Genomic DNA, 20,785 nt, shown 5'->3' with positions numbered 1-20,785 from the left:
ATGATCCGCTACATCCTTCCCCTGGCCTTGTTCATGGGCCTGGCCGCGCTGCTGTGGCAGCCACTGGGCCGCGCACCCTCGGCCCTGCCTTCACCGCTGGTGAACCAGCCCGTGCCCGCCTTCACGCTGGCCACCTTGCCGGACGACCCTCCAGCCACGGCGGCCACCACGCCGAACACATCCTTCAGCCCCGCGCAGCTCCACGGCCGCGTCTGGATGCTCAATGTGTGGGCCTCGTGGTGCGCGGCCTGCCGGGATGAGCATCCCCTGCTGGTCGATCTGTCGCGCAGCCGGCAGCTGCCCATCGTCGGCCTGAACTACCAGGACGATCCCCTGCGGGGCCAGGCCTGGCTGCGCCAGCATGGCAACCCTTACCAGGTGACGGCGCAGGATGTGGACGGCCGCGCGGGCATGGAGCTGGGCGTCTACGGCGTGCCGGAGACCTTCGTCATCGACAAGCAGGGCCGCATCCGGCTGCGCCACGCCGGCCCCATCACGCCGCAGGTGCTGCAGCAATCGCTGCTGCCGCTGATCGCCGAACTGGAGCGCGGCTGACATGGCGACGCGCATGCTGCTCCCCGTGCTGATCTGCACCGCGCTGACCGGCACGGTCGCCCCCTCGGCCCACGCCCATGCGATGACCACGGCCCTCACGCCGGCCGTGGCGTCACCCAGCACCGATGCGCAGCTCGATGAGCGCGTCAACCGCCTGGCGGGCGAGCTGCGCTGCCTGGTCTGTCAGAACCAGACCATCGCCGAATCGTCCGTGCCGCTGGCAAGGCAGCTCAAGGCCGAGGTGCGCACCCAGCTGGCCGGGGGGGCCAGCGAGCAGCAGGTGCGCGATTTCATGGCCCGGCGCTACGGCGACTTCATCCTGTACCGCCCACCGGTGACGCAGCTGACCTGGCTGCTGTGGGGCGGGCCGCTGCTGCTTTTGCTGCTGGGCGGCTTGCTCCTGAGCCAGCAACGCGCCCGTGCCCGCACCGACACGAAGGACGACGCCGAGGCCCTGGACGACGACACCTGGTAGGCCGCAGGCGCTTGCCAGGCGGGACGCGAGGTATGCTCCCTCGCGTACGGCACCGCATCGAGGGGCCGCCACCCAAACGCTCCATCACCGCCCCCGTGAGAACCGACAGCCGCCTCTCCCGCATGCTGCACGTGCTGCTGCACATGGCCCGCGAAGACCAGCCCTTCACCTCCGAACGCATCGCCGAGATGCTGGGCACCAATGCCGCGGTGGTGCGGCGCACGATGGCCGGCCTGCGCAAGGCGGGCATGGTCTCGTCCGAGCGCGGCCCCCAGGGCGGCTGGCAACTGGCCTGCGACCTGCAGCAGGTGAGCTTGCTGGATGTGCACCAGGCCGTGGGCGGCCCCACCCTGTTCGCCATCGGCTCCGACCGATCCAACCCCGACTGCGCCGTCGAGCGCGTGGTCAACGCGGCCCTGGCCGACACCCTGCGCGAGGCCGAGGCCCTGCTGCTGCAACGCCTGGGATCGGTCTCGCTGGCCGACCTGGCCCAGCAGTTCGACCTGCAATGCCGCAAGCGCGGCAAGCGCCCCCGCGCCGGCCACCCGCACTGAGCCTGCCAATACGCTGAAGAACGCATTGCCCCGGCGGCGCCATCCCTTTTGCCATTTATGTATCATCAAAAGATACGAATATCGAAAGGACCCACCATGACCCACGACGTCATCATCATTGGCGGCAGCTATGCGGGCCTGTCCGCCGCCTTGCCGCTGGCACGCGCCCGGCGCTCACTGCTGGTGGTCGATGCGGGCGTGCGGCGCAACCGCTTCGCGGCGTTCTCGCACGGCTTTCTGACGCAGGATGGCGCGCCGCCCGACCAGGTTGCACACACCGGCCAGGCTCAGCTGAAGGCTTATGAGACGGTGGACTGGTCCGCCACGCCCGTCGCCCAGGTCAGCGGCCAGGCCGATGCCTTCTCGGTGCGGCTTCAGGATGGCACCGAGCACACCGCCCGCCGCCTGGTGCTGGCCACCGGTGTGAGCGACACCTTGCCCGAACTGCCCGGCCTGGCCGAACGCTGGGGCCGGCAGGTGTTCCACTGCCCCTACTGCCACGGCTACGAACTGCAGCAAGGCCCGGTGGGCGTGCTGGCCACCTCGGCCCTGTCATCGCACCAGGCCCTGATGCTGCCCGACTGGGGCCCCACCACCTTCTTCCTGAACGACGTTGCCGAACCCGATACCGACACGCTGGCGGCGTTGCAGGCGCGCGGCGTGACCCTGGTGAGCGGCCAAGTGGCGCGGCTGGAGGGCGATGAGGCCCTGCAGGTGGTCATGCAGGATCAGCGGCGCTTCGAGATGGCCGGGCTGTTCATCGCCACGCAGATCTTGCCGGGGCCGCTGGCCACCCAACTGGGCTGCGAGATGGACACCAGCCCCATGGGGCCTTTCGTCAAGACCGATGCGCTCAAGTCCACCACCGTGCCCGGCGTGTTCGCCTGCGGGGATGTGGCCCGGCCTGCCGGCTCGATCGCGCTGGCCGTGGGCGATGGCGCCATGGCGGGTGCGGCGGTGCACCGCTCGCTGATGTTCGGGCTGTGATGCGCCTCAGAACCCCAGGCTCACGCGGCGCTGATAGCCGGCCTCGCGCACGGCCAGCAGGCGCGCACGCTCCACCGCGCTGACCGTGCGGGTGCCCTGGGGCAGCACCGAGGGCAGCGCCGCCAGCTTGACCACCTTGGCCACCACCTGAGGCCCGTTGCCCACGGTCTGCGCGGGCAGGTCCTGCCAGCGGACCATGATGGTGCCTTCGTGGCGCCCCTCCGTGTCCAGCCAGTTGTACACACCCGGATCCTGCGCGGCCACCACGAAGGTATAGGCGCCATCGGCATCGGCCACCGACTGCTTGTTGTTCAGGCTGGTCTGGCGCCGGATGGGATCACCCGACACCAGCCATGGGTCGGTCACCGGCACCACGAAGTAGCCGGCCCCGCCGGCCTGCAGCGTGATCACCAGGGCCTCGTCATCGGCCAGCTTGAAGTGGCCGAAGGCGCTGGTCTGCGTGACCAGCGTGCCCAGCGTGCTGGAGGTGCTGGGCGTGGACAGCGTGTTGACCCGGTTGAGGTGCGTCTTGAGGCCCAGCGCGCCCACGCCGTAGGTGATGATGGATTCCTGCAGGTTGGCCCAGGCCTCCAGGCCCACGGCCGCATCGCCGCGGGGCGCGCGCGTGGGTGCCGCGCCCAGCCGCTGCACGGTCAGTGCATCGGGGGTTTCGGTGGACCAGTCGCCCAGGTTGTTGCGCACGAACAGCTGCTTGGCCGCGCTGGTGGACTGGATGTGGTTCACGCGCCCGTTGGCCGGGTCGCTGTCGATGGTGACTTCGTAGCGGCCATCAGGCCCCACCACCAGGTCCTTGCCGGTGAGGTAGGCGATGGTGTTCTGCGAGTTGACGTTGCTGATCAACGAGAAGGTCACATCGGTCGGACCGGCCCCGAAGCGCCGCCCCTTCAGCACATAGCGCGAGCCCCCCTCGATGGGGATGGTGCGGTAGATGTTGTCCGGGTTGTCGTAGGAATAGCGGCCGCCCTGCACCACCGTGCCGAACCACCGGTGCGGCGGCGCATTGAGCCAGTAGACCTGCGGATACAGCGGATCGCCGTTGACCGCCTTCTGCACGGCGCTGAAAGCCAGCTCGTCGATGGCCTGGTCCAGCCGGGATTGCGCCTCGGCGCTGACGGGCAGCCCATGGGCCAGCTGGTAGGCCGCCTTGGCCTGCAGGCGCGCCACCGGGAAGGGATAGGCCTGGTCCACGCGCACAGCGCGCTGGTCCAGCGCCAGTTGATCGGCCGTGGCCAGGGGGGACCATTCCGCCGCCATGGCCGGGACCTGGGCCGCCATCACCAGCAGGCAGGCCGCCCAGAACGAAACAGGCTTGATGAACACCATGCGCCTCCTCAGGGACATCACAACGAGCCTGACATCCTAGGGAGCCTGCGGAGATCGACCAAATGAGATTTCCGCGCTTGCTCATGCGCCCGCAGACAGCGCGTCAGGCCACGCCTTCCCGCACCTGGAAGACATTGCCCTCGGGATCGAAGCCATCGCACGCGCGAAAGCCCCTGGCCTCCCATTCCTTGCCCTTGGCACCGACCTGGCCGCCCAGCGCCGCGGCACGCAGGCGGGCCTGCTCGATGCTGTCGACAGGCAGGCAGACCTTGATCGGCGTGTTCTCACGCACCTGCGGTGGCACGGTGATCTGCACCTGCGCGGCCACCTTCTTCGGGATGCCATGGATCACCAGCTGGAAGACATCCGTGTCCAGGACGATGTGGTCCTTGTCGCGGTGGGCCTCTTTCATCCCCACCACCTCCGCATAGAAGTGGGCGAGCGCGGTGATGTCCTTGGCGAAGATCACGGCGCTGGGTTTGGGCTTGCGTTGGGTGCTCATCAGGCGCTTTCAGGCTGGGGTTGGAGCACGACTGTACCCGGCGGGCAGCCCACCGATCAGTGCCGCGGATCCCGACGCCTTATCATGGATGTGATCGGGCGATGCGCCCCCCAGCACCGCGCCTCTTCCAGCCCAGCCACCCTCAGCGACCTACCGGATGAAAGTACCACCTCGACTGCAGTCGCTCATCGAAGAAGGCATGATCGATTCGGTCGTGCGCCAGCTCATGAGCGGCAAGGAGGCCATGGTCTACGTGGTGCGCTGCGGCGACGAAGCGCGCTGCGCCAAGATCTACAAGGAAGCCACGCACCGCAGCTTCCGGCAGGCGGTGGACTACACCGAGAACCGCAAGACCAAGAACACCCGCCAGGCCCGCGCCATGGCCAAGGGCACGCGCTTCGGGCGCCAGGCCCAGGAGGCCGCCTGGCAGAGCGCAGAAGTCGATGCCCTGTACCGTCTGGCCGCGGCGGGCGTGCGGGTGCCCAGGCCCTACAACTTCCTGGACGGCGTGCTGCTGATGGAGATGGTGGCCGATGCGAACGGCGAGGCGGCCCCGCGCCTCAACGACGTCGTCTTCACCGCCGAAGAAGCACGCGCACATCACCTGACGCTGCTGACCGAGGTCGTGCGCATGCTGTGCGCAGGCGTGGTGCATGGCGACCTTTCCGAGTTCAACATCCTGCTCGCGCACGACGGCCCCGTCATCATCGACCTGCCCCAGGCGGTCGATGCAGCGGGCAACAACCACGCCAAGCGCATGCTGCTCCGGGATGTGGAGAACCTGCGCAACTTCTTCGGCGGCTTCGCGCCTGACCTGCTGTCCAGCCACTACGGCCCCGAGATCTGGGCCCTGTACGAGCAAGGCGGCCTGACCCCGGAGACCCCGCTCACGGGCCGCTTCGACGGCGCCGCAGGGCCGGTGGACCTGGGCGGTGTCCTGCGCGAGATCGACGATGCGCGGGACGAGGAAACAATGCGCCGGCTGCGCATGCAGCAGGGCTAGGACAGGCGGCGCCCCGGCGAAGATCCATGGACCAGGATCCCGACCTGCTGCGCCGGCTGCTGCGCGCCAAGGACCGGATGGACGCCGCCTCGCACGAGGCTTGGCCTGTCGGGCGGCTGGCGCAGGTGAGCGGCGTCTCGCAGGCCCACTTCGCCAGATCGTTCAAGCAGGCCTTCGGCATACCACCGCACCGCTACCTGCTGACACGGCGCATCGAGCGGGCGATGGCCCTGCTGCGCGACACCGACCTGTCCATCACGGCCATCGCCTTCGACACGGGCTGGAGCAGCCTGGGCACCTTCGGGCGCACCTTCCACGACGTCACCGGCGACAGCCCCAGTGCGGTCCGCGCGCGCGCCAGACAGGCACCGCACGAACTCGCACGCGTGCCGGCCTGCATCGTCAGCGCCGCGCACCGCCCTGGGCTGACGACAGCAGTTTCGGAGAAGCGCCGACAAGCCGGCAGCGGTACAAACGAGCCCGAACAACAGGAGATCCCATGACCCAAGGTGTTGAAGTGGTTGGTTTGTACGTGCACGACCAGGACGAAGCGCTCGCGTTCTATGTCGACAAGCTCGGGTTCCGCGTCCACACGGACGTGGGCAACGGCGACTACCGCTGGCTCACGGTGCAGCACCCCGAGCAGCCCTCGTTCCAGCTGGGGCTGTTCAAACCCGGCCCGCCGGTGCTCGACACAGCGACAGCGCAGGCCCTGCGCGCGCTGGTGGCCAAGGGCGCCATGCCGCCGCTGGTGCTGACCGTGGATGATTGCCGCGCGACCTACGAGCAATGGCTTGGCCGGGGCGTGGAGTTCACGCAGGAGCCCGTGGATCGCTACGGCACGGTGGACGCCGGCTTTCGAGACCCGTCGGGCAACGGCTGGAAGATGATCCAGGCGCGCCGTGGCTGAGGTGTCCACCAGCAACCCGTCACAGGGGTCGAGTCGGGCCTGTGTGCGCTGTACGATGAAGAGCGGCCCTGTGAAGCAGCACGAACAGCTCAGGATCAACCGACGAAGGAAAGATCGTGGTGTCCAGGGTAGACGCCTACGACTGGAACTTCGTCTGGAAGGTGTGGGACGCACTTCGCGACACCGCGTATCACGGCACGAACACCGAGTTCGCGCTGGGTGACACACCTGAGCATCGGTCGATGGGGGTGTGGAGCGATGGCACACCGATCAAGCCACTGAAGGTGCAGCATGAGGCGCCGATCAGGCCTTGACCTTCAACTGGCGGACGTACCAGCCACAGCCTTCTGCAGCGCAAGAAGAAGGTCATCCAGGTGATAGGGCTTCCTGAGCACCGCCACGTCGGACTGAGGCGCCTGGGCGCTGTAGCCCGTGGCAAGCACCACGGCGATATGCGGATGCGCCGTACGGCACCACTTCTCCAGATCGACGCCCGTGGTGGCCCCTGGCATGACGACATCACTGAAGATCACGTCGAACACGTTGTTCTCCGCCAGGATGCGCTTGGCCTCGTCACCGCTCTGGCAATGCGTGACGGTGTGCCCGGCGGCCTCGATGGCTGGCACGACCACGGAAGCGACCAGCGGGTCATCCTCGACCATCAACACCCTCAGTGCCCTGCAATCGATCTTTGACTTGACCGGTGCGTCCGGATTCTGGACCGGGCTGTGGGCGGTGGGCGGCAGGAACAGCACCACGGTCGTCCCGCGGCCGGCATCGCTGAGGATGCGGGCATCGCCGCCCGACTGCCGGGCGAATGACAGCACCTGGGCCAAGCCCAGGCCCGAGCCAGCCCCCACCGGCTTGGTCGTGAAGTATGGATCAAACGCCTTGTGCAGCGTTGCGGCGTCCATCCCGGGCCCATCGTCCCGGACCTCCAACCGAACGTAATGTCGATGCACCGATTCGGGCAACCCGGTCTCGCTTGCATCGGTCAAGGCTGCACGCAGGTCGATCTGCCCGCCCTGGGGCATGGCATCTCGTGCGTTGAAGATCAGGTTGAGCAGCGCGAGCTCCAGTTGGGTCGGATCCACGAACACGGCCGGCAGCCCCGGCTCGATGTGCGCACGGAGCGTGACATTGGCACCGGCAGCCTTGGCGCTGAGTTCGCTGATCTTGAGCACGAAGTCGCTGAGGTCCACCGGCTCCGGCTCCAGCGCATGGGCTCGCCCGAAGGCCAGCATCTGCTTGACGAGGTTGGTCGCCTTTCCCGTCGCCCGGCTGGCCGAGTCGAGCATCCTGCGCGGCGGACCATCGGGGGTGGTGGCAGACAGCAGATGAAGTGCGGCGCTGATCGTCTGGAGTAGGTTGTTGAAATCGTGCGCGACACCGCCCGCCAGGCGGCCGACCGCTTCCCGCTTCTGGGATTCCGCCAGCTTGGCCTGAACGTCCGCCGTGCGCGCGACCGCATCATTGATTCGCGCTTCGAGGATCTCGGTCGATTCCCTTGCCCGCAGCCCGGCGTCGCGCAAGGCGTCTGCCACCTTGTCGGTCTCGAACAGTCCGGTCTTCACGGAGGTGGGCACCTGCTCATGGGCCAGCTCTTCAGCGGCACTCTGCAAGGCCAGGATGGGCCGGCCGATGCTGCGGGCCACGTACAGCGCGCACAGCAGGCTGAGTGCCAGCAACCCGCCGGCAAGGCTGACCGCATTGAGGGCCGCCTCGCGCGCCTGCGCGTTCAGTGCGGCCTCCGGCACAGCCACGATCGTGTACCAGCCATACCGGTTCGGTCTGCTGAGGTATGTCAGAGAGGGGATGTTGTCCAGCGTGAACCCCTTGCCAAATCCCCACTTGCCTTCCCGGACCCGCTGCCTGACAGGTGTCGTCACGTCCCGGCCAAGCCACTTCGCGGGGTTCACGCTTCGTGCCAGCACCCGCAAGTGCTTGTCCATCACCGTGACCAGTGCGCCATGCGGTCCGACTTGTTGGCTCACGATGGACTGCAGCACCGCCGGGTCAAACGCCACGACGACGCTGTAACCCGGATGGCTGGCGGCGTGGGCGGCGGTGACGCCCACCACAGGCTTCGAAAGCACCGGCCCCTTCATGGAAAAGTAGACGTTCTCGCCCGACTCGAGCCATGGGCTGCCTTCCGATATCGAGATCGACAACCGCGGATCGTAAGGGCGGTACGTGTCCAGAATCTGCTGCTCAGCGCTCAGCAACATGACCCAGCTGTCCGTTCCCCGCGTTGCGCTCCTGGCCTCTTCGTAGAAGCGCTCGAGATCACTCACATTCAGGGCGCTGGAAGCGCTGAGCGTCTTCGCCATGAAGAACCGCTTGTCGACCTCACGTTCGACGATGCCTCCGACGCTGTCGGCCATCTTCTGCACGTCATCGAGCGCAGCGTTGTGCTGATCCACATAGGCCAGCCTGGCCACAATGCCAATGGCCAGCGCAGAGGGCAGCCATGCCACAAACACCAGCCAAAGTAGTCGACTGCGGATTTTCACGATGGACAGGGCGCTTGCATGCCCCGGAGCGTAGCATCCCTTCGCCGAAGGCCCTCCGCGATCAACTGTCGTTTAGAGGCCGCACATTGTCACGGACATCTGAGATGCTCAGGCAGCGCGCCAGCCTTTCAACCTAAACCTCCAGCGGCGCGGGATGCGTGGCGAGGGAGGGGCCATCCGGCGTCAAGACAACTTTGCGGCAGGCTTCCTGCTTTTTCTCGAAGACCTCGTATCCGCGCACGGCCTGCGACAGTGGGAGGTGGTGACTGATGATCACCTCAGGGCTGATGCGGCCTTCCTCAATATGGGCGAGCAACTCCGGCAGGTAGCGTTGCACATGGGTTTGCCCAGAGGCAAAGTTCAGCCCCTTTTCGAATGCGTCACCGAATAGAAACCCATGGATGAAGCCTGCATACACGCCCGGAACACTGACCACGCCGCCGCGCCGCGTGGCTGCAATCGCCTGACGTAAGGCCTTGCCGCTCGATCCTTCGAGCTTGAGGTCGGTCAGCACCGTTTCAAGCGCGCTACCCTTGGCCTCGAAGCCTACGGCATCGATGGACGCGTCCACTCCACGAAAATCCGTCTGTTCGACGATGAACTCCGCAGGATCCTCGATGTCATCGAAATTGATCGGAATCACGTCATAGGTCTGCTTGGCAAACTCGAGCCGATAGGCGTGGTGGTCCACCATGAAAATGCGCTCTGCGCCAAGCAACCTGGCCGAAGCCGCTGCCATGAGTCCCACCGGCCCTGCTCCAAAAATGGCCACGGTCGAGCCCGGCCCTACCAGTCCATTGACAGCGGCCTGGTAGCCCGTGGGAAGGATGTCTGACAGGAAGAGCACTTTCTCGTCAGACAGACCTGGCGGTATAACGATCGGGCCGACGTTGGCCTTCGGCACCCGTACATACTCGGCCTGGCCGCCTGCGTAGCCTCCATAGAGATGGGAGTAGCCGAACATGCCCGCTCCAGAGCGGACGTTCTTCTTGTTGAGGATGGCGCCCCGGCCCGGATTGGTGTTTTCGCAAGCGGAGAACAGTGTCTTGCTGCAGAAGAAGCAGTCGCCACAAGAGATGGTGAAGGGCACGACCACCCGGTCACCCTTTTTCAAACGGGTAGCGCCAGCCCCGACCTCTTCGACGATGCCCATGAACTCATGGCCCAACACGTCGCCGGCCTTCATGCCAGGGATCTTGCCCCGGTATATGTGCAGATCCGATCCGCAAATGGCGGTCGCCGTCACCCGCAGAATGATGTCCTGGTCGTCCTGGATGACCGGGTCCGGCACGGATTCAAAGCGGACGTCTTTGGCTGAGTGGTAAGTCAAGGCTTTCATGATGTGTCTCCTGAGAAGGCAAGCCACAGGTGCGCCGCATGCAGACGACGCATCAATCAGACAAAATCCGCTCACCGCTGATCGATTGCCCCGAGTGTTTTGACGTCGAGCGCATGCGACGGCGTGACATCCAGCTCAAGCACATCGGCCAAGTGACGCACCGCTTGAGCCTGACGACGATCGTCATGCGTGGCAAGGCAGTCAGACGGGCAGTGGACGCTGTAATCGCGCATGCGTGCGTCGAGAACCGTGGCAAGCACGCATTGATCAGTGGCCACACCGGTGACAAGCAACCGCCTAACCTTCAGATGGCTGAGCAGCATGTCCAAGGGGGTGGCGAAGAAGGCCGATTGCTTTGGCTTCAGGACGAAATAGTCCTCTTCATCTGGAAAAAGCAATTCATTGAGCCGGGCGCGCGCGCCTCCCGAGCGAAGCCCTTGCTCCACCAGCCCCCGGAAGTCTGTGCGCCAGTGCCCGTGGTTGTCATTCGCATAGATGACCGGAACGCTGTTCGCTTTGCAGCGCCTCTTGAGTGCCTGGGTCGCCGGTGCGATAGCCAGCGCCCTGCTGAGCAGGCTGTCTGCCTCAGGAAAACTCCATGCGCCCAGCATATCGACCACGAGCAATGCGGTTCCCGCCGGGGCCTCCTGGCGGGCGAGTGGCGATTTCGATGCGTCATTTGGTGGCGGGGTTTCTCCCGCCGCCAAATGACGCGTCTTCTCAGCGGCGTTCATGCTGCGCCTACCATGGTGTATGCCTCAGGGCGTTCAAACAGGCGGACATGATCAAGCGGCTTCGGCTTCATCAAGCTTTGCGGCGGTCGCCAATGTGCCCAGCTTTTCGTCTGTGGCCTTCTCTTCGGCCAACGACTCAGACAATAGCTTTCGAGCGTCGTCGAGGCCAAGCTTGGTCGCCAGGACGATCAATGTCGTGTAACTTGCGATCTCATAGTGTTCTGCTTTCTGGGCGGATCCGATCAAGGCGGCATCAAGGACCGGTCCTTTTTCCACTTCGTCAATGGTGTCCTTGGCTTCTTCGATGAGGCCCTCCATGGCCACACACTTGATGCGCTTGAGCTTGATCCCTGCAAGTTCAACAATTTTGTCGATACGTTCGACCTGTCCCTGAGTTTCCTCCAGATGTTGCTCGAACGCCGCCGCCAGTTGCGGGTCTGCGGCGGCTCGGGCCATCTTGGGAAGCGAACGGGTCATTTGCTTCTCGGCGCTGTACATGTCCGAGAGTTCGTGGACGAATAAATCGTGGACTGTCTTGATGGGCATGCTTGGCTCCTTGGGTAAGGGATCCCTCTCTCCAGCAACCTGCATGCCCAAACCCGGTCAGACCCCAACAAGGTGGCGTCGGCCTGCTACGCATGCCGGCCATGCGAAGCCATTGACCACACGCCGCACTCAAGGTGTTGCCCGCGTATACCCTTTAGTTCTCCAGGCAAGAACCACGAACCTGGTTTTATCGGCTTTGTGCTTTGGCAAGTGGACTGGCATATGCCAGCAACGGGGGATCCATGGCCATTCGTGTTGTCGTCATGTTCGGCGGCGGAGGCGCACTGGGCGCCTTCGGATGCGGCGTCTGGAGAGCCTTGTCAAGACGGCTTCAAGGCAGCAAATTCGTCGGTGCGGGGGGAACCTCGATCGGTGCAATCAACGCGGCCATCGCAGTCAAGCATGGGCAGGACCTCATGGCTGGAGCAAGGGCGATGGAGACCATTTGGCGGGAGGCGCTGGCCACGCCATCCTTGCCTTTCGCGGGCATGCCGATGCATCGGCTGACGCAGAGTTGGAATGGCTTGCTCACCGGCCTGCTGTGCGGCACACGCGGGCTTGGGGCGCCGAACCCGCTCGTCTGGAACCCCGTCATGGGCATGGATCGCTTTACCTATCCATTGATGGATCGCAGCCGGATGTGGGGCCTCTTGTCCGGGATTGGGGATCTGACCGCAGCAACCCCTGCGGACCCGCTCCTCGGGGTCGGCGCCGTCGACGTCGTGAGCGGCCAGTTGGTCCTTTTCAACAACGTGGACATGACGCTTGGCGCCGCCCATCTGGGGGCCAGCTCGGCCATCCCGATGCTGTTCGACCCGGTGGACATCGGTGGCCGAATGTATTGGGACGGCGATGTCACACGTCAGGCGGCACTGCCGCTCTTGCTGGAGGCCCTGAGACGCACCGGGCGATTGGCCTCCAGTGCAAACCGGGGAATCCAGAGCATCCTGGTCACCATTGATCAGATGTCTGAGGAGGCTGCGCGGCTTCCTTCTTCCGGCATCGAGATTGCGCACCGAGTCCAGGAGCTCATGGCGCACGGCAAGATGAGCTTGCCCGCCGAGGCGCTGGCAGGATTCAGCCACGTGCTTGCCATACGCAGACCGCCATTGGAGCATGACGCCATTTCCGGGCAGCTCGACTTCTCGCCAGAGCGGGTGGACGAGCTCATCGCGTTGGGCGAGCGACAAGCCATTCAAGCAATAGACGAAGCTGGCCTCCCTTTGCCCGCCACCATCAAAGAGCCACACTGGGTCTGAGACTCTCATGACCAAGTACAGCTATCACGCATCGCACGAACAGTTCTCCCCAAGCCAGTTGGTTTCCTTCTGCAAACTGGCGGAGAACCATCGATTCGACGCGGTCTTCTGCTCCGACCATCTGCAACCGTGGGCCACCACTCAGGGCAATTCCGGTCACCTTTGGTCCTGGCTGGGCGCCGCCATGCAGGCGACCCACCACATCGCCTTCAGCACCATCACGGTCCCTGGCGGCATGCGCCATCACCCAGTCATGGTGGCCCAGGCCATGGCGACCTTGGAAGAGATGTTTCCTGGCAGATTGCCCTGGATCGCGTTTGGCAGTGGGGAGGCGCTGAACGAAGCCGCCCTGGGAGGAGACTGGCCGCCTGCGCCACAGCGGAATCAGCGCTTGGAGGAGGCGGCCGGCATCATCCGCCAGTTGATGAGAGGGCAAAGTGTCACCGATCTAGGGATGTTCGATCTCCACGACGCGCGAATCTGGGTGGGGTCCAAGAACAGCCCTCAGCTCTTTGGCTCGGCCATGACGGAGGCCACCGCCCATTGGGTCGGCGGCTGGGCAGACGGCCTACTGACGCTTGGTACCGATCTGGGCGGGCTCTCGAAGATCATCAATGCCTTCAGGCAAGGTGGGGGTCGAGGAAAGCCGGTCCATGTAAAGATCGACACTTGCCACGGTAAGAGCCGGCCATCGGCGCTTGAAGAGGCCCACCGGCAATGGCGGTACGCCTGCGTGGAACGCTGCAAGCATCATGATCTTCGAACGCCTGAAGCATTCGAAGCCGAAAGCCACACGCTGAAAGTCGAGGACATGGATCGCCATGTCCTCATCTGGACCGATGCCCAAGAACTGATCGACCATCTGTGGGCGTGCATCCAAATGGGCGTCGGTGCAATCAACCTTCATCACGTCGGAATTCAGCAGCCAGCCTTCATCAGCACGGTGGGCTCAAGCGTTATTCCGCCCTTGAGGCTGAGAGAGCGCTCCACAGGCAACGCGTAGACGTTGACAGGATCATGCGGCGATGGAGTCCTTCTGAGCACGCTCCCAATGCCGGTGCACACCAATGTCGGCGATGAACTTGCGGACAAGCGCGTTCGTGTCGAGCGAAGTGCTCACGCCTGGGACGGTGGCCCCAGCGGCGGCAGGGATCCCGGCGAAACTCAGCAAGTCGCTTGCGCCTGCAAGTGCAGCAAGCGCCTTGGCGTGTTTGAAGGCTTCCCGGACGAAATGGACGGCGTCTCCGGAAGCTTTGAGGGCCTTCACACTGGCGTCACCGCCAGGAACGAACACCGCGTCGAACACGACCGAGGGCATCGTGACGATCAGGTCGTCGACTTTGACTGCGCCCCCGTTCGCGCCGCGCAGGTTGCCCAGGTGCGGCGCGAGCACTTTCACGACCGCGCCCGATTTGGTCAACTCGGCCTTCACGGCCTGCAGCCCCGCCTCATCGACACCGTCTGCCGCCAGGAAGGCGATCTTGCGGCCCACGATGCTCTTGGGGTTCCCGCGCGCGATCATGCTCAGTGCAGGCGACGGCGCGTATTTCCTGTTGCCCACGCGGGGACTGGCTGGCGGCACAGGCACACCCAGCACGGCCGCCACACGCGCCGCAAGATCCCGGTCGACGTTGACGAGGTTGGACAGCATCCGAAGTCGCACCGCAGGCACGCTGACCTTGCCCAGTTCGAACTGAAGCGCCTCGACGATGTGCTGCTGCTCCGGCTTGGTCTGGCTCTGCCAGAACAGGGTGGCTTGCGAGTAGTGGTCCGCAAAGGTTTCCGACCTGTGGCGCACCTTGTTGCCAGAGATCGGCTCCGGATAGGACGCGAAGCCGCCTCGCGAGGGTGGCACCTCCTGAATCGGAGGCACATCGATCGAACTCGGCTCATAGTTCACCCGACCTTTGGCGATGGTCTGGCGATGAAATCCGTCACGCTGCAAGTTGTGGAAGGGGCAAAGGGGCCGATTGATGGGAATCTCGTGAAAGTTCGGCCCACCCAATCGTGTGAGTTGCGTATCGACGTATGAGAACATGCGCCCCTGCAGCAGCGGATCGTCCGTGACATCGATGCCTGGAACCAGGTTGCCGGTGTGAAATGCCACCTGCTCGGTTTCGGCGAAGTAGTTGTCGGGGTTCCGGTTGAGCGTCATCTTGCCAATCGGCCGCACGGGCACCAGCTCTTCCGGAATGAGCTTGGTTGCATCGAGCAGGTCAAATCCGAAACGTGTGGCGTCGGCCTCTTCGACCACTTGCACGCCCAGCTCCCATTCCGGGAAGTCCTTGGCCACGATCGCATCGGCCAGATCGCGGCGATGGAAATCGGGGTCCTTGCCCGCCAGCTTCTGCGCTTCGTCCCAAGCCAAGCCGTGCACCCCCTTCAACGGCTTCCAGTGAAACTTGACGAAGCGGCTCGTGCCTTGAGCATTGATCATCCGGAACGTGTGGACGCCGAATCCCTCCATCATCTGGTACGCGCGGGGAATAGCTCGATCAGACATGATCCACATGACCATGTGCGTTGACTCAGGCATCAGCGAGATGAAATCCCAGAACGTGTCATGTGCTGTGGAAGCTTGAGGGATTTCGCGGTCGGCCTCGGGCTTGGCCGCGTGAATCAGGTCGGGGAACTTGATGGCATCCTGGATGAAGAAGACGGGAATGTTGTTGCCAACCAGGTCGTAGTTGCCTTCGTCGGTATAGAACTTGACGGCGAAGCCGCGCACATCGCGGGCCGTGTCGGCCGAGCCCTTTGATCCAGCCACCGTCGAGAACCGTACGAACACCGGCGTTTTCTTCCCCGCCGAAGCCAGGAAGCTCGCTTTGGTGAGTTGTGACAGCGAGGCGTACGACTCAAAGACCCCGTGGGCCGCGGCACCGCGGGCATGGACGACGCGCTCGGGGATGCGCTCGTGGTCGAAAGCGGTGAGCTTCTCGCGGAACAGCTGGTCTTCCAGGAGCGCGGGCCCACGCAGCCCCGCCTTCAGGGTGTTCTGGTGATCGGCGATCTTCACACCTTGGTTGGTGGTCAGCGCCTGGCCGGCATCGATCGACGTCTCCCGGGCCAGGTCTTCAAGCTTGTTCGCGATGGGCGCCCCCGCAGCCACCGGCCCTGCCGGTTGAGCGGCCACAGCGCGGTTTGCGACCATTGGGGCCACGACGGCACCTGCGGTCGTCACACCAGCAGTGCCCAGGAATCGGCGACGAGAGGCATCTGCGACAACTTGTTCTTCGGGGGTATCAGGGGCGGTCATTGATGTTCCTCTTTAATTAGAAATCACGGCACGACCCGATACCGGCAATGCATCGAGTCGCCACAACAGATCCATGCTAGCGGGATCGAATCGTGAAGTGCCGAAATGAAAATAATGCTTACGATTTAGCTTGACGCAATCCATTGCTTCATTGCCGCGTCCATCCGACACGGAATGCGGGCACGGCGTTTGCCTAACGGCCCCTCGAAATTTCTACCCATCAAGGAAGAGCCATGTTCATCCAGCTGGCAAAGGAAAAATCAACCGACAAAAGAGATCTGCCATGTTTGACCTAGACCTGCCATGGTGGGAGTTCATCTTGCGCGGCGCCATCATCTATGGGGCGCTCCTGGTGCTGGTGCGTGTCTCGGGAAAGCGCACCGTTGGGCAGTTCACACCCTTCGATCTGATCGTCGTGCTGTTGCTCAGTGAAGGGGTCAGTGCAGGCTTGACGGGTGGCGACGACTCTGTAGGCGGCGGCCTTCTGGTGGTGACCACGCTGATCGGGCTCAACCTGCTGGTGGCCATGGCCTCTTCCCGCAGCAAACGTCTGGAGGTGATGTTCGAAGGCAACCCCGTGCTCATCGGTCGGGATGGACAGTTCTTCGAGCAGGTCCTCAAACGTCATCACGTAGGCGACGGCGATGTCCAGAAATCGCTGCGTGAAGCCGACTGTGACCTCCACGAAATGCGCTACGCGTTCCTGGAGACCGACGGCACGATCAGCATTCAGAAGAAACGCGGGAACTGACCCGTTGACCCAACTGCATCTCCCACGACCTAGGGAGCGACACCCATGGGCGCTTGAGATAACGTGAAACCGCGCAGATCAGGCGCGCTCACAATCACATCCATCGAACACAGGGGGCCTTATGGGCGACAGCTTCATTCCCGTTCCATGGGGACAATCTTCCTTTGGTGATGACTCTTTCTCGGCCCAGCAAGATCAGCCAGGAAGCCAGCGCGGAGGGCGAGATGGCGGCGCTCACACAGGCGCCCCTCCAGGCCATGCTGAGGTACCCGGTAAAGGCAAGTTCGATGTCAAGCGAGTGGGAACCACGCTGCTGATCACGGCCAGCGGAGAGGTGCCGAACGTTCAGACCCTGGCGGATCTGCGGCAGCTGGAGATCCGCATCTGGCCACCCCAGTTCGGGCTCTTCTTCTATACCCCACCCATCACATCGCCTGCGGTGAGGAGGTTCAACTTCACTGAACACTTCGGCTTTCCACTCGATGTCTCGCATGTCGTGATCCACAGCGCCGATGGGCCACACGCGCACGAGATCTCAGATGTCACGTCTGCCTTGGCGCCCACCTTGCTGCACAAGGACGGATCCGCACACGTGAAGACCGGCTATGGCCCTTCACTTCAGGCCGCCCTGGACCACGCCGTGGCGCAATTCACGTCTTCGCCTTTGCCCGTTCCTGATGGCTTTGTCGTCTATTCAGTGCTGAGCTCCGGGAGGATCCAGGGTGGACTTGCTGGGATCGACCGGCACTACGCAACCGTAGAAGCCAAAGCCACCTTGGGCCTGGCTTGAGCACAGGAGCCATTCCATGAAATACGACATCCTTTACGCCAAGGAAACCACGGCAGCTCCAGCGGACTTCCCGCAATGGGTCTTGGCGAGCAACAATGCGCCGCTTGGGAACAACCTCTACGTGGTTCTCAATCAACTGGCGGGGTTCGGCTGGCAGGTCGTGTCCACCGGGAACTTCGGGCTGGGCGTGAAAAGCGAGATCATCATCGCGCACGCGTGAGACCTCCGGGTTCAGGCTGAGTGACGCCTGAGCAGCGGCCGGTAGGGGATGACGCATCATTGACACTTGGCAATTGGCCAGCGCTTCCTTCAGGAAAGCCTGACTGACGTTCAGATGCCAGTATGTCGAAAACCGCCCACCCGGATCGTCGTTGGGTTGGCGCCCCTGCCAAGCCACTGCTCAAGGAGAGATGATGAAGTCGCTGCTGCTCGTTCCCGCCCTGCTCGCCCTGGCCGCCCAGGCCGCCCCCGTGACCTATGAGATCGACCCGACGCACACATACCCCAGCTTCGAAGCCGACCACATGGGCTTGTCCTACTGGCGCGGCAAACTGAACAAGAACACCGGCACCATCGTCTACGACAAGGCCACGGGCGAGGGCAGCGTCGACGTGAAGATGGACCTGGCCAGCATCGATTTCGGGCTGGACGCGATGAACGCCTGGGCCACCGGCAAAGATTTCTTCAACGTGGAGAAGAACCCGAGCGCCACGTTCAAGGGCCGCTTTGATGGGGCCAAGGGCGGCGTGCCGGCTCAGGTGGTGGGTGTGCTGACGCTGAACGGCAAGACCAGGCCGATGACCCTGACCATCCACCAGCTCAAGTGCATGCCGCATCCGATGCTCAAGCGCGACTTCTGTGGGGCGGATGCTTCGGGCAGCTTCAACCGCGAGGAGTTCGGGCTGGGGGCCGGGAAGGATTGGGGCTTCAAGATGGATGTGGGGCTTCGCATCCAGGTGGAGGCTGTTGCCAAAGAATGAGGCTGCAGCCGCCCCACGACAGTCACTCAGCGAACCACGCGGCGTGAACTTGCTTGCGGCTCAATGAACCCGCAGCACCTCAAAGTGTAGTCGGCTGGGCGCCACCTGTATCGACACCTCATCACCCTCGCATTTACCCAGCAGGGCCCTGCCCAAGGGGGTTTCGCTGCTGATGACCTGAACGATTTCAGCGCCGATGACCAACTTCATGCTGCCCCCATCCGGGCCGAGAAAGAGCTGTTGTTGCTTGTCGTCGGAATCGACCAGGCAGACCAGCGCACCGAGCTGGATGCCTTTGCTGGCATCGTAGGGGCGCGGGCGGAATTGATGCCAATGGGCCATCGCCTGGCGGATGGCGTCGGCGCGACGAGCCTGGCCGGTGGCCAGGTAGGCGGCTTCGAGCCCCAAGGTGTCGTATTTGTTTTCGGCGATGTTTTCTTCGTGGGTCGCCGTTTCATGGGCCGCCCGCGCGGCCTGTTCGGCTTGCCGCAGGTCTTCGGCGAGCCGTTCCAGCACCTGCTGCTGTAGCAAGAATTTATCCATCATGAAGGTCGGCATCTCGAACAAGCGGGGGCAGGTCTTGATTATGAAGGGCACCTGTCGCGTGCCGCGCTGCCCTTTCCCCTGCCCTGATCAAGCGCTCCTTCAACTCCACCGGCCCGAGCACCTCGAAATCCACATCGAACGCCAGCAGCCAGTAGGCCAGGTGATCGAGTGCATGGGCGCCGCATTGCAGCAGGCAACGCTCATCATCGATCGCCTCGAGCAGCCCGTAGGCAGGCGGGATGCGCTGGGCCATCACCTCGCGGGGCGCGTGCAGCACGACACGCGCCTGCGTGGGATAGGGCGACACGGCCAGTGAGCGAGACACAAAGGCCTTGAGGTCACCGCCTTGCGGGCCAGGGCGCGGCGCGAAATGCGCACCGATGGTGGCTGGCGGCTGAATGCGGTCCAGGCGGAAGGTGCGCCAGTCTTCTCGCCCGCGGTCCCACGCCACGAGGTACCAGCGGCTGCCCGTGTAGACCACGCCTTGCGGGTCCACCCAGCGCTCACTCGCGGTCCCGCGGATGTCGGTGTAGGTGAAGCGCACGCTGAGCTGGTCTCGGCAGGCGCCGGCCAGGGTAGCGAGCAGGGTCGCGTCGATGACGGGGCCGATGCTGTCGAGCGGCGTGATGGTGGTGCGCAGGGCATCGGCACGTTTGCGCAGGCGAGAGGGCATCACTTGCTCGAGTTTCACGACCGCGCGCAGTGCCGTCTCTTCGATGCCGCTCACCATGCCCAAGGCCGCGGTGCGCAGCGCGATGGTCACGGCCAGCGCCTCATCGTCGTCCAGCAGCAGCGGGGGCAGCGCCTGGCCGGGGCGGAAGGCGTAGCCGCCGGCCACGCCGCTGCTGGCCTCGATGGGGTAGCCCAGCTCTCGCAGGCGGTCGATGTCGCGCCGCACGGTGCGGGGATGAACCTGGAGCCGCTCGGCGAGCTCGGCGCCAGCCCAGTGGCGGCGGGCTTGCAGCAGCGAGAGCAAGCGCAGCAGGCGGGAAGACGAGGTGAGCATGCGCCGCACTCTAGCCCACATCGAGGGCCGATTCTGTCCGCAATGGTGCCTACAGTGAATCCCATCAACCCGTGACGAGCCCGTCACCCAACCGAAGGAGAATTCTTGTGTCCCAGCAACATTCCATCGTCCTGTACTGGCACCCCATGTCGAGCGCCACGCCGGTCGCTTGCGCGTTGGCCGAACTCGGTGTGCCTCACCAGCGCGTGAAGGTCGACATCAAGGCTGGCGAGCAGCACAAGCCGGCGTACCTGGCCCTCAACCCGAACGGCAAGGTGCCGACACTGACGGTGGATGGCGCGCCCATGTTCGAGGCGCTGGCGATCCAGCTCTGGCTGGCCGAAGAATACGGCGTGGCGAAGGGTCTGTGGCCCGCCGCCGGCACGCCCGAGCGGCTACAGGCGATGTCGTGGTGCGCCTGGGCCTACGTCACCTATGGCACGGTGCTGGTGCGCCTGCAGATGGCCACGATGGGCGACGAGGCGCTGCGCAGTGCGGCGCATGCCGATGCCGCGCGCGAGGGGCTCGACGGGCTGTTGGGACTGCTGGACGAGCGGCTCGCGGTGCAGCCGTGGATGCTGGGTGCGGGCTACTCGATGGCCGATCTGCTCGTGGCATCGGTCATCGGGTACAGCGTGTTCATCGGCGCGCCGGTGGCCAAGCATGCGCATGTGCAGGCCTGGCTTGGCAAGGTGCAGGCGCGACCGGCCATGAGCAGTGAGGGATGAAGGCTGC

At 64.3% G+C, this 20,785-nt stretch carries 24 protein-coding genes; 15 read left to right on the top strand and 9 right to left on the bottom strand.

Going from position 1 to position 20,785, the window contains the following annotated elements:
• The 4 genes from EIP75_RS00215 (at position 1) to EIP75_RS00200 (ending at position 2,571) form a co-directional block, all read left to right on the top strand.
• A complete protein-coding gene (locus EIP75_RS00215; protein WP_125241212.1) occupies positions 1–555 on the top strand; it encodes a DsbE family thiol:disulfide interchange protein in 555 nt (184 codons plus the stop codon).
• 13 nt (positions 556–568) lie between these two features.
• Complete coding sequence (locus EIP75_RS00210; protein WP_233584599.1) at positions 569–1,030, top strand: cytochrome c-type biogenesis protein; 462 nt, start codon at positions 569–571, stop codon at positions 1,028–1,030.
• A 95-nt stretch (positions 1,031–1,125) separates the two neighbouring features.
• Positions 1,126–1,584, top strand: a complete 459-nt coding sequence (locus EIP75_RS00205; protein ID WP_125241559.1) for an Rrf2 family transcriptional regulator — start codon at positions 1,126–1,128, stop codon at positions 1,582–1,584.
• A 96-nt stretch (positions 1,585–1,680) separates the two neighbouring features.
• Positions 1,681–2,571: an NAD(P)/FAD-dependent oxidoreductase gene (locus EIP75_RS00200; RefSeq protein WP_125241211.1), complete on the top strand. Its 891-nt coding sequence runs from the start codon at positions 1,681–1,683 to the stop codon at positions 2,569–2,571.
• 6 nt (positions 2,572–2,577) lie between these two features.
• Here EIP75_RS00200 and EIP75_RS00195 read toward each other — a convergent pair whose 3' ends face one another.
• Together EIP75_RS00195 and EIP75_RS00190 are read right to left on the bottom strand one after the other, a co-directional pair.
• A complete protein-coding gene (locus EIP75_RS00195) occupies positions 2,578–3,915 on the bottom strand; it encodes a hypothetical protein (protein ID WP_125241210.1) in 1,338 nt (445 codons plus the stop codon).
• A gap of 103 nt (positions 3,916–4,018) precedes the next feature.
• The gene (locus EIP75_RS00190; protein ID WP_125241209.1) at positions 4,019–4,417 is read right to left on the bottom strand and encodes a VOC family protein; all 399 of its coding nucleotides are present in this window, start codon (positions 4,415–4,417) and stop codon (positions 4,019–4,021) included.
• A gap of 157 nt (positions 4,418–4,574) precedes the next feature.
• Between EIP75_RS00190 and EIP75_RS00185 the strand changes: the two genes are divergently transcribed.
• From EIP75_RS00185 to EIP75_RS00170, 4 genes are all read left to right on the top strand, one after another.
• On the top strand, positions 4,575–5,420 hold the full coding sequence (locus tag EIP75_RS00185; RefSeq protein ID WP_125241208.1) for a PA4780 family RIO1-like protein kinase: 846 nt from the start codon (positions 4,575–4,577) through the stop codon (positions 5,418–5,420).
• 26 nt (positions 5,421–5,446) lie between these two features.
• Complete coding sequence (locus EIP75_RS00180; RefSeq protein WP_125241207.1) at positions 5,447–5,923, top strand: helix-turn-helix domain-containing protein; 477 nt, start codon at positions 5,447–5,449, stop codon at positions 5,921–5,923.
• Complete coding sequence (locus tag EIP75_RS00175) at positions 5,920–6,330, top strand: VOC family protein (RefSeq protein WP_125241206.1); 411 nt, start codon at positions 5,920–5,922, stop codon at positions 6,328–6,330. Before EIP75_RS00180 ends, EIP75_RS00175 begins: the two co-directional genes overlap by 4 nt.
• 119 nt (positions 6,331–6,449) lie before the next feature.
• The gene (locus tag EIP75_RS00170) at positions 6,450–6,644 is read left to right on the top strand and encodes a hypothetical protein (protein WP_125241205.1); all 195 of its coding nucleotides are present in this window, start codon (positions 6,450–6,452) and stop codon (positions 6,642–6,644) included.
• Between the two features lie 3 nt (positions 6,645–6,647).
• On the opposite strand, the gene EIP75_RS00165 is transcribed toward EIP75_RS00170, so the two are convergent.
• The 4 genes from EIP75_RS00165 to EIP75_RS00150 form a co-directional block, all read right to left on the bottom strand.
• The gene (locus EIP75_RS00165; protein WP_125241204.1) at positions 6,648–8,843 is read right to left on the bottom strand and encodes an ATP-binding protein; all 2,196 of its coding nucleotides are present in this window, start codon (positions 8,841–8,843) and stop codon (positions 6,648–6,650) included.
• A gap of 133 nt (positions 8,844–8,976) precedes the next feature.
• A complete protein-coding gene (locus EIP75_RS00160) occupies positions 8,977–10,182 on the bottom strand; it encodes a zinc-dependent alcohol dehydrogenase (protein ID WP_125241203.1) in 1,206 nt (401 codons plus the stop codon).
• A 71-nt stretch (positions 10,183–10,253) separates the two neighbouring features.
• Positions 10,254–10,916 carry a cysteine hydrolase family protein gene (locus tag EIP75_RS00155; protein WP_125241202.1) on the bottom strand — a complete coding sequence of 221 codons (663 nt, stop codon included), beginning with the start codon at positions 10,914–10,916 and terminating at the stop codon, positions 10,254–10,256.
• Between the two features lie 51 nt (positions 10,917–10,967).
• Positions 10,968–11,462 (bottom strand): YciE/YciF ferroxidase family protein, encoded by a 495-nt coding sequence (locus EIP75_RS00150; protein ID WP_125241201.1) that lies wholly within the window; start codon positions 11,460–11,462, stop codon positions 10,968–10,970.
• A 242-nt stretch (positions 11,463–11,704) separates the two neighbouring features.
• On the opposite strand from EIP75_RS00150, the gene EIP75_RS00145 reads away from it, so the two are divergent.
• Both EIP75_RS00145 and EIP75_RS00140 read left to right on the top strand, forming a co-directional pair.
• Positions 11,705–12,721 carry a patatin-like phospholipase family protein gene (locus EIP75_RS00145; RefSeq protein WP_125241200.1) on the top strand — a complete coding sequence of 339 codons (1,017 nt, stop codon included), beginning with the start codon at positions 11,705–11,707 and terminating at the stop codon, positions 12,719–12,721.
• Between the two features lie 7 nt (positions 12,722–12,728).
• Positions 12,729–13,724 carry a TIGR03557 family F420-dependent LLM class oxidoreductase gene (locus EIP75_RS00140; protein ID WP_125241199.1) on the top strand — a complete coding sequence of 332 codons (996 nt, stop codon included), beginning with the start codon at positions 12,729–12,731 and terminating at the stop codon, positions 13,722–13,724.
• Positions 13,725–13,736: 12 nt separating this feature from the next.
• On the opposite strand, the gene EIP75_RS00135 is transcribed toward EIP75_RS00140, so the two are convergent.
• Positions 13,737–15,872 carry a catalase gene (locus tag EIP75_RS00135; RefSeq protein ID WP_158622716.1) on the bottom strand — a complete coding sequence of 712 codons (2,136 nt, stop codon included), beginning with the start codon at positions 15,870–15,872 and terminating at the stop codon, positions 13,737–13,739.
• A 388-nt stretch (positions 15,873–16,260) separates the two neighbouring features.
• On the opposite strand from EIP75_RS00135, the gene EIP75_RS00130 reads away from it, so the two are divergent.
• The 4 genes from EIP75_RS00130 (at position 16,261) to EIP75_RS00115 (ending at position 18,498) form a co-directional block, all read left to right on the top strand.
• Positions 16,261–16,728 carry a DUF421 domain-containing protein gene (locus tag EIP75_RS00130; protein ID WP_125241197.1) on the top strand — a complete coding sequence of 156 codons (468 nt, stop codon included), beginning with the start codon at positions 16,261–16,263 and terminating at the stop codon, positions 16,726–16,728.
• Between the two features lie 121 nt (positions 16,729–16,849).
• A complete protein-coding gene (locus EIP75_RS00125) occupies positions 16,850–17,518 on the top strand; it encodes a hypothetical protein (protein ID WP_125241196.1) in 669 nt (222 codons plus the stop codon).
• Between the two features lie 16 nt (positions 17,519–17,534).
• A complete protein-coding gene (locus EIP75_RS00120) occupies positions 17,535–17,738 on the top strand; it encodes a hypothetical protein (protein WP_125241195.1) in 204 nt (67 codons plus the stop codon).
• A 193-nt stretch (positions 17,739–17,931) separates the two neighbouring features.
• A complete protein-coding gene (locus EIP75_RS00115; RefSeq protein WP_125241558.1) occupies positions 17,932–18,498 on the top strand; it encodes a YceI family protein in 567 nt (188 codons plus the stop codon).
• A gap of 60 nt (positions 18,499–18,558) precedes the next feature.
• Here the strand turns inward: EIP75_RS00115 and EIP75_RS00110 are convergent, their stop codons facing one another.
• Together EIP75_RS00110 and EIP75_RS00105 are read right to left on the bottom strand one after the other, a co-directional pair.
• On the bottom strand, positions 18,559–19,041 hold the full coding sequence (locus EIP75_RS00110; RefSeq protein ID WP_125241557.1) for a GreA/GreB family elongation factor: 483 nt from the start codon (positions 19,039–19,041) through the stop codon (positions 18,559–18,561).
• Positions 19,034–20,050, bottom strand: coding sequence for a helix-turn-helix transcriptional regulator (locus tag EIP75_RS00105; protein ID WP_125241194.1), 1,017 nt, complete (start codon positions 20,048–20,050; stop codon positions 19,034–19,036). Before EIP75_RS00105 ends, EIP75_RS00110 begins: the two co-directional genes overlap by 8 nt.
• Positions 20,051–20,157: 107 nt before the next feature.
• Between EIP75_RS00105 and EIP75_RS00100 the strand changes: the two genes are divergently transcribed.
• On the top strand, positions 20,158–20,778 hold the full coding sequence (locus EIP75_RS00100; RefSeq protein WP_274379794.1) for a glutathione S-transferase family protein: 621 nt from the start codon (positions 20,158–20,160) through the stop codon (positions 20,776–20,778).
• Positions 20,779–20,785 lie beyond the last annotated feature (7 nt).

This window comes from Aquabacterium soli (assembly GCF_003933735.1).
GTDB classification, from domain to species: Bacteria; Pseudomonadota; Gammaproteobacteria; order Burkholderiales; family Burkholderiaceae_C; genus Aquabacterium; species Aquabacterium soli.
The sequence above is the reverse complement of the archived record's forward strand: the minus strand, read 5'-3'. Positions and strand labels throughout refer to the sequence as shown.

Bases quoted from the DNA above. Each gene is read 5' to 3' on its own strand.
- EIP75_RS00215 (WP_125241212.1), top strand. From the start codon at position 1: ATGATCCGCTACATCCTTCCCCTGGCCTTGTTCATGGGCCTGGCCGCG.
- EIP75_RS00210 (WP_233584599.1), top strand. From the start codon at position 569: ATGCTGCTCCCCGTGCTGATCTGCACCGCGCTGACCGGCACGGTCGCC.
- EIP75_RS00200 (WP_125241211.1), top strand. From the start codon at position 1,681: ATGACCCACGACGTCATCATCATTGGCGGCAGCTATGCGGGCCTGTCC.
- EIP75_RS00195 (WP_125241210.1), bottom strand. From the start codon at position 3,915: ATGGTGTTCATCAAGCCTGTTTCGTTCTGGGCGGCCTGCCTGCTGGTG.
- EIP75_RS00190 (WP_125241209.1), bottom strand. From the start codon at position 4,417: ATGAGCACCCAACGCAAGCCCAAACCCAGCGCCGTGATCTTCGCCAAG.
- EIP75_RS00185 (WP_125241208.1), top strand. From the start codon at position 4,575: ATGAAAGTACCACCTCGACTGCAGTCGCTCATCGAAGAAGGCATGATC.
- EIP75_RS00180 (WP_125241207.1), top strand. From the start codon at position 5,447: ATGGACCAGGATCCCGACCTGCTGCGCCGGCTGCTGCGCGCCAAGGAC.
- EIP75_RS00175 (WP_125241206.1), top strand. From the start codon at position 5,920: ATGACCCAAGGTGTTGAAGTGGTTGGTTTGTACGTGCACGACCAGGAC.
- EIP75_RS00160 (WP_125241203.1), bottom strand. From the start codon at position 10,182: ATGAAAGCCTTGACTTACCACTCAGCCAAAGACGTCCGCTTTGAATCC.
- EIP75_RS00155 (WP_125241202.1), bottom strand. From the start codon at position 10,916: ATGAACGCCGCTGAGAAGACGCGTCATTTGGCGGCGGGAGAAACCCCG.
- EIP75_RS00150 (WP_125241201.1), bottom strand. From the start codon at position 11,462: ATGCCCATCAAGACAGTCCACGATTTATTCGTCCACGAACTCTCGGAC.
- EIP75_RS00145 (WP_125241200.1), top strand. From the start codon at position 11,705: ATGGCCATTCGTGTTGTCGTCATGTTCGGCGGCGGAGGCGCACTGGGC.
- EIP75_RS00140 (WP_125241199.1), top strand. From the start codon at position 12,729: ATGACCAAGTACAGCTATCACGCATCGCACGAACAGTTCTCCCCAAGC.
- EIP75_RS00135 (WP_158622716.1), bottom strand. From the start codon at position 15,872: ATGGTCGCAAACCGCGCTGTGGCCGCTCAACCGGCAGGGCCGGTGGCT.
- EIP75_RS00130 (WP_125241197.1), top strand. From the start codon at position 16,261: ATGTTTGACCTAGACCTGCCATGGTGGGAGTTCATCTTGCGCGGCGCC.
- EIP75_RS00125 (WP_125241196.1), top strand. From the start codon at position 16,850: ATGGGCGACAGCTTCATTCCCGTTCCATGGGGACAATCTTCCTTTGGT.
- EIP75_RS00120 (WP_125241195.1), top strand. From the start codon at position 17,535: ATGAAATACGACATCCTTTACGCCAAGGAAACCACGGCAGCTCCAGCG.
- EIP75_RS00115 (WP_125241558.1), top strand. From the start codon at position 17,932: ATGAAGTCGCTGCTGCTCGTTCCCGCCCTGCTCGCCCTGGCCGCCCAG.
- EIP75_RS00110 (WP_125241557.1), bottom strand. From the start codon at position 19,041: ATGGATAAATTCTTGCTACAGCAGCAGGTGCTGGAACGGCTCGCCGAA.
- EIP75_RS00105 (WP_125241194.1), bottom strand. From the start codon at position 20,050: ATGCTCACCTCGTCTTCCCGCCTGCTGCGCTTGCTCTCGCTGCTGCAA.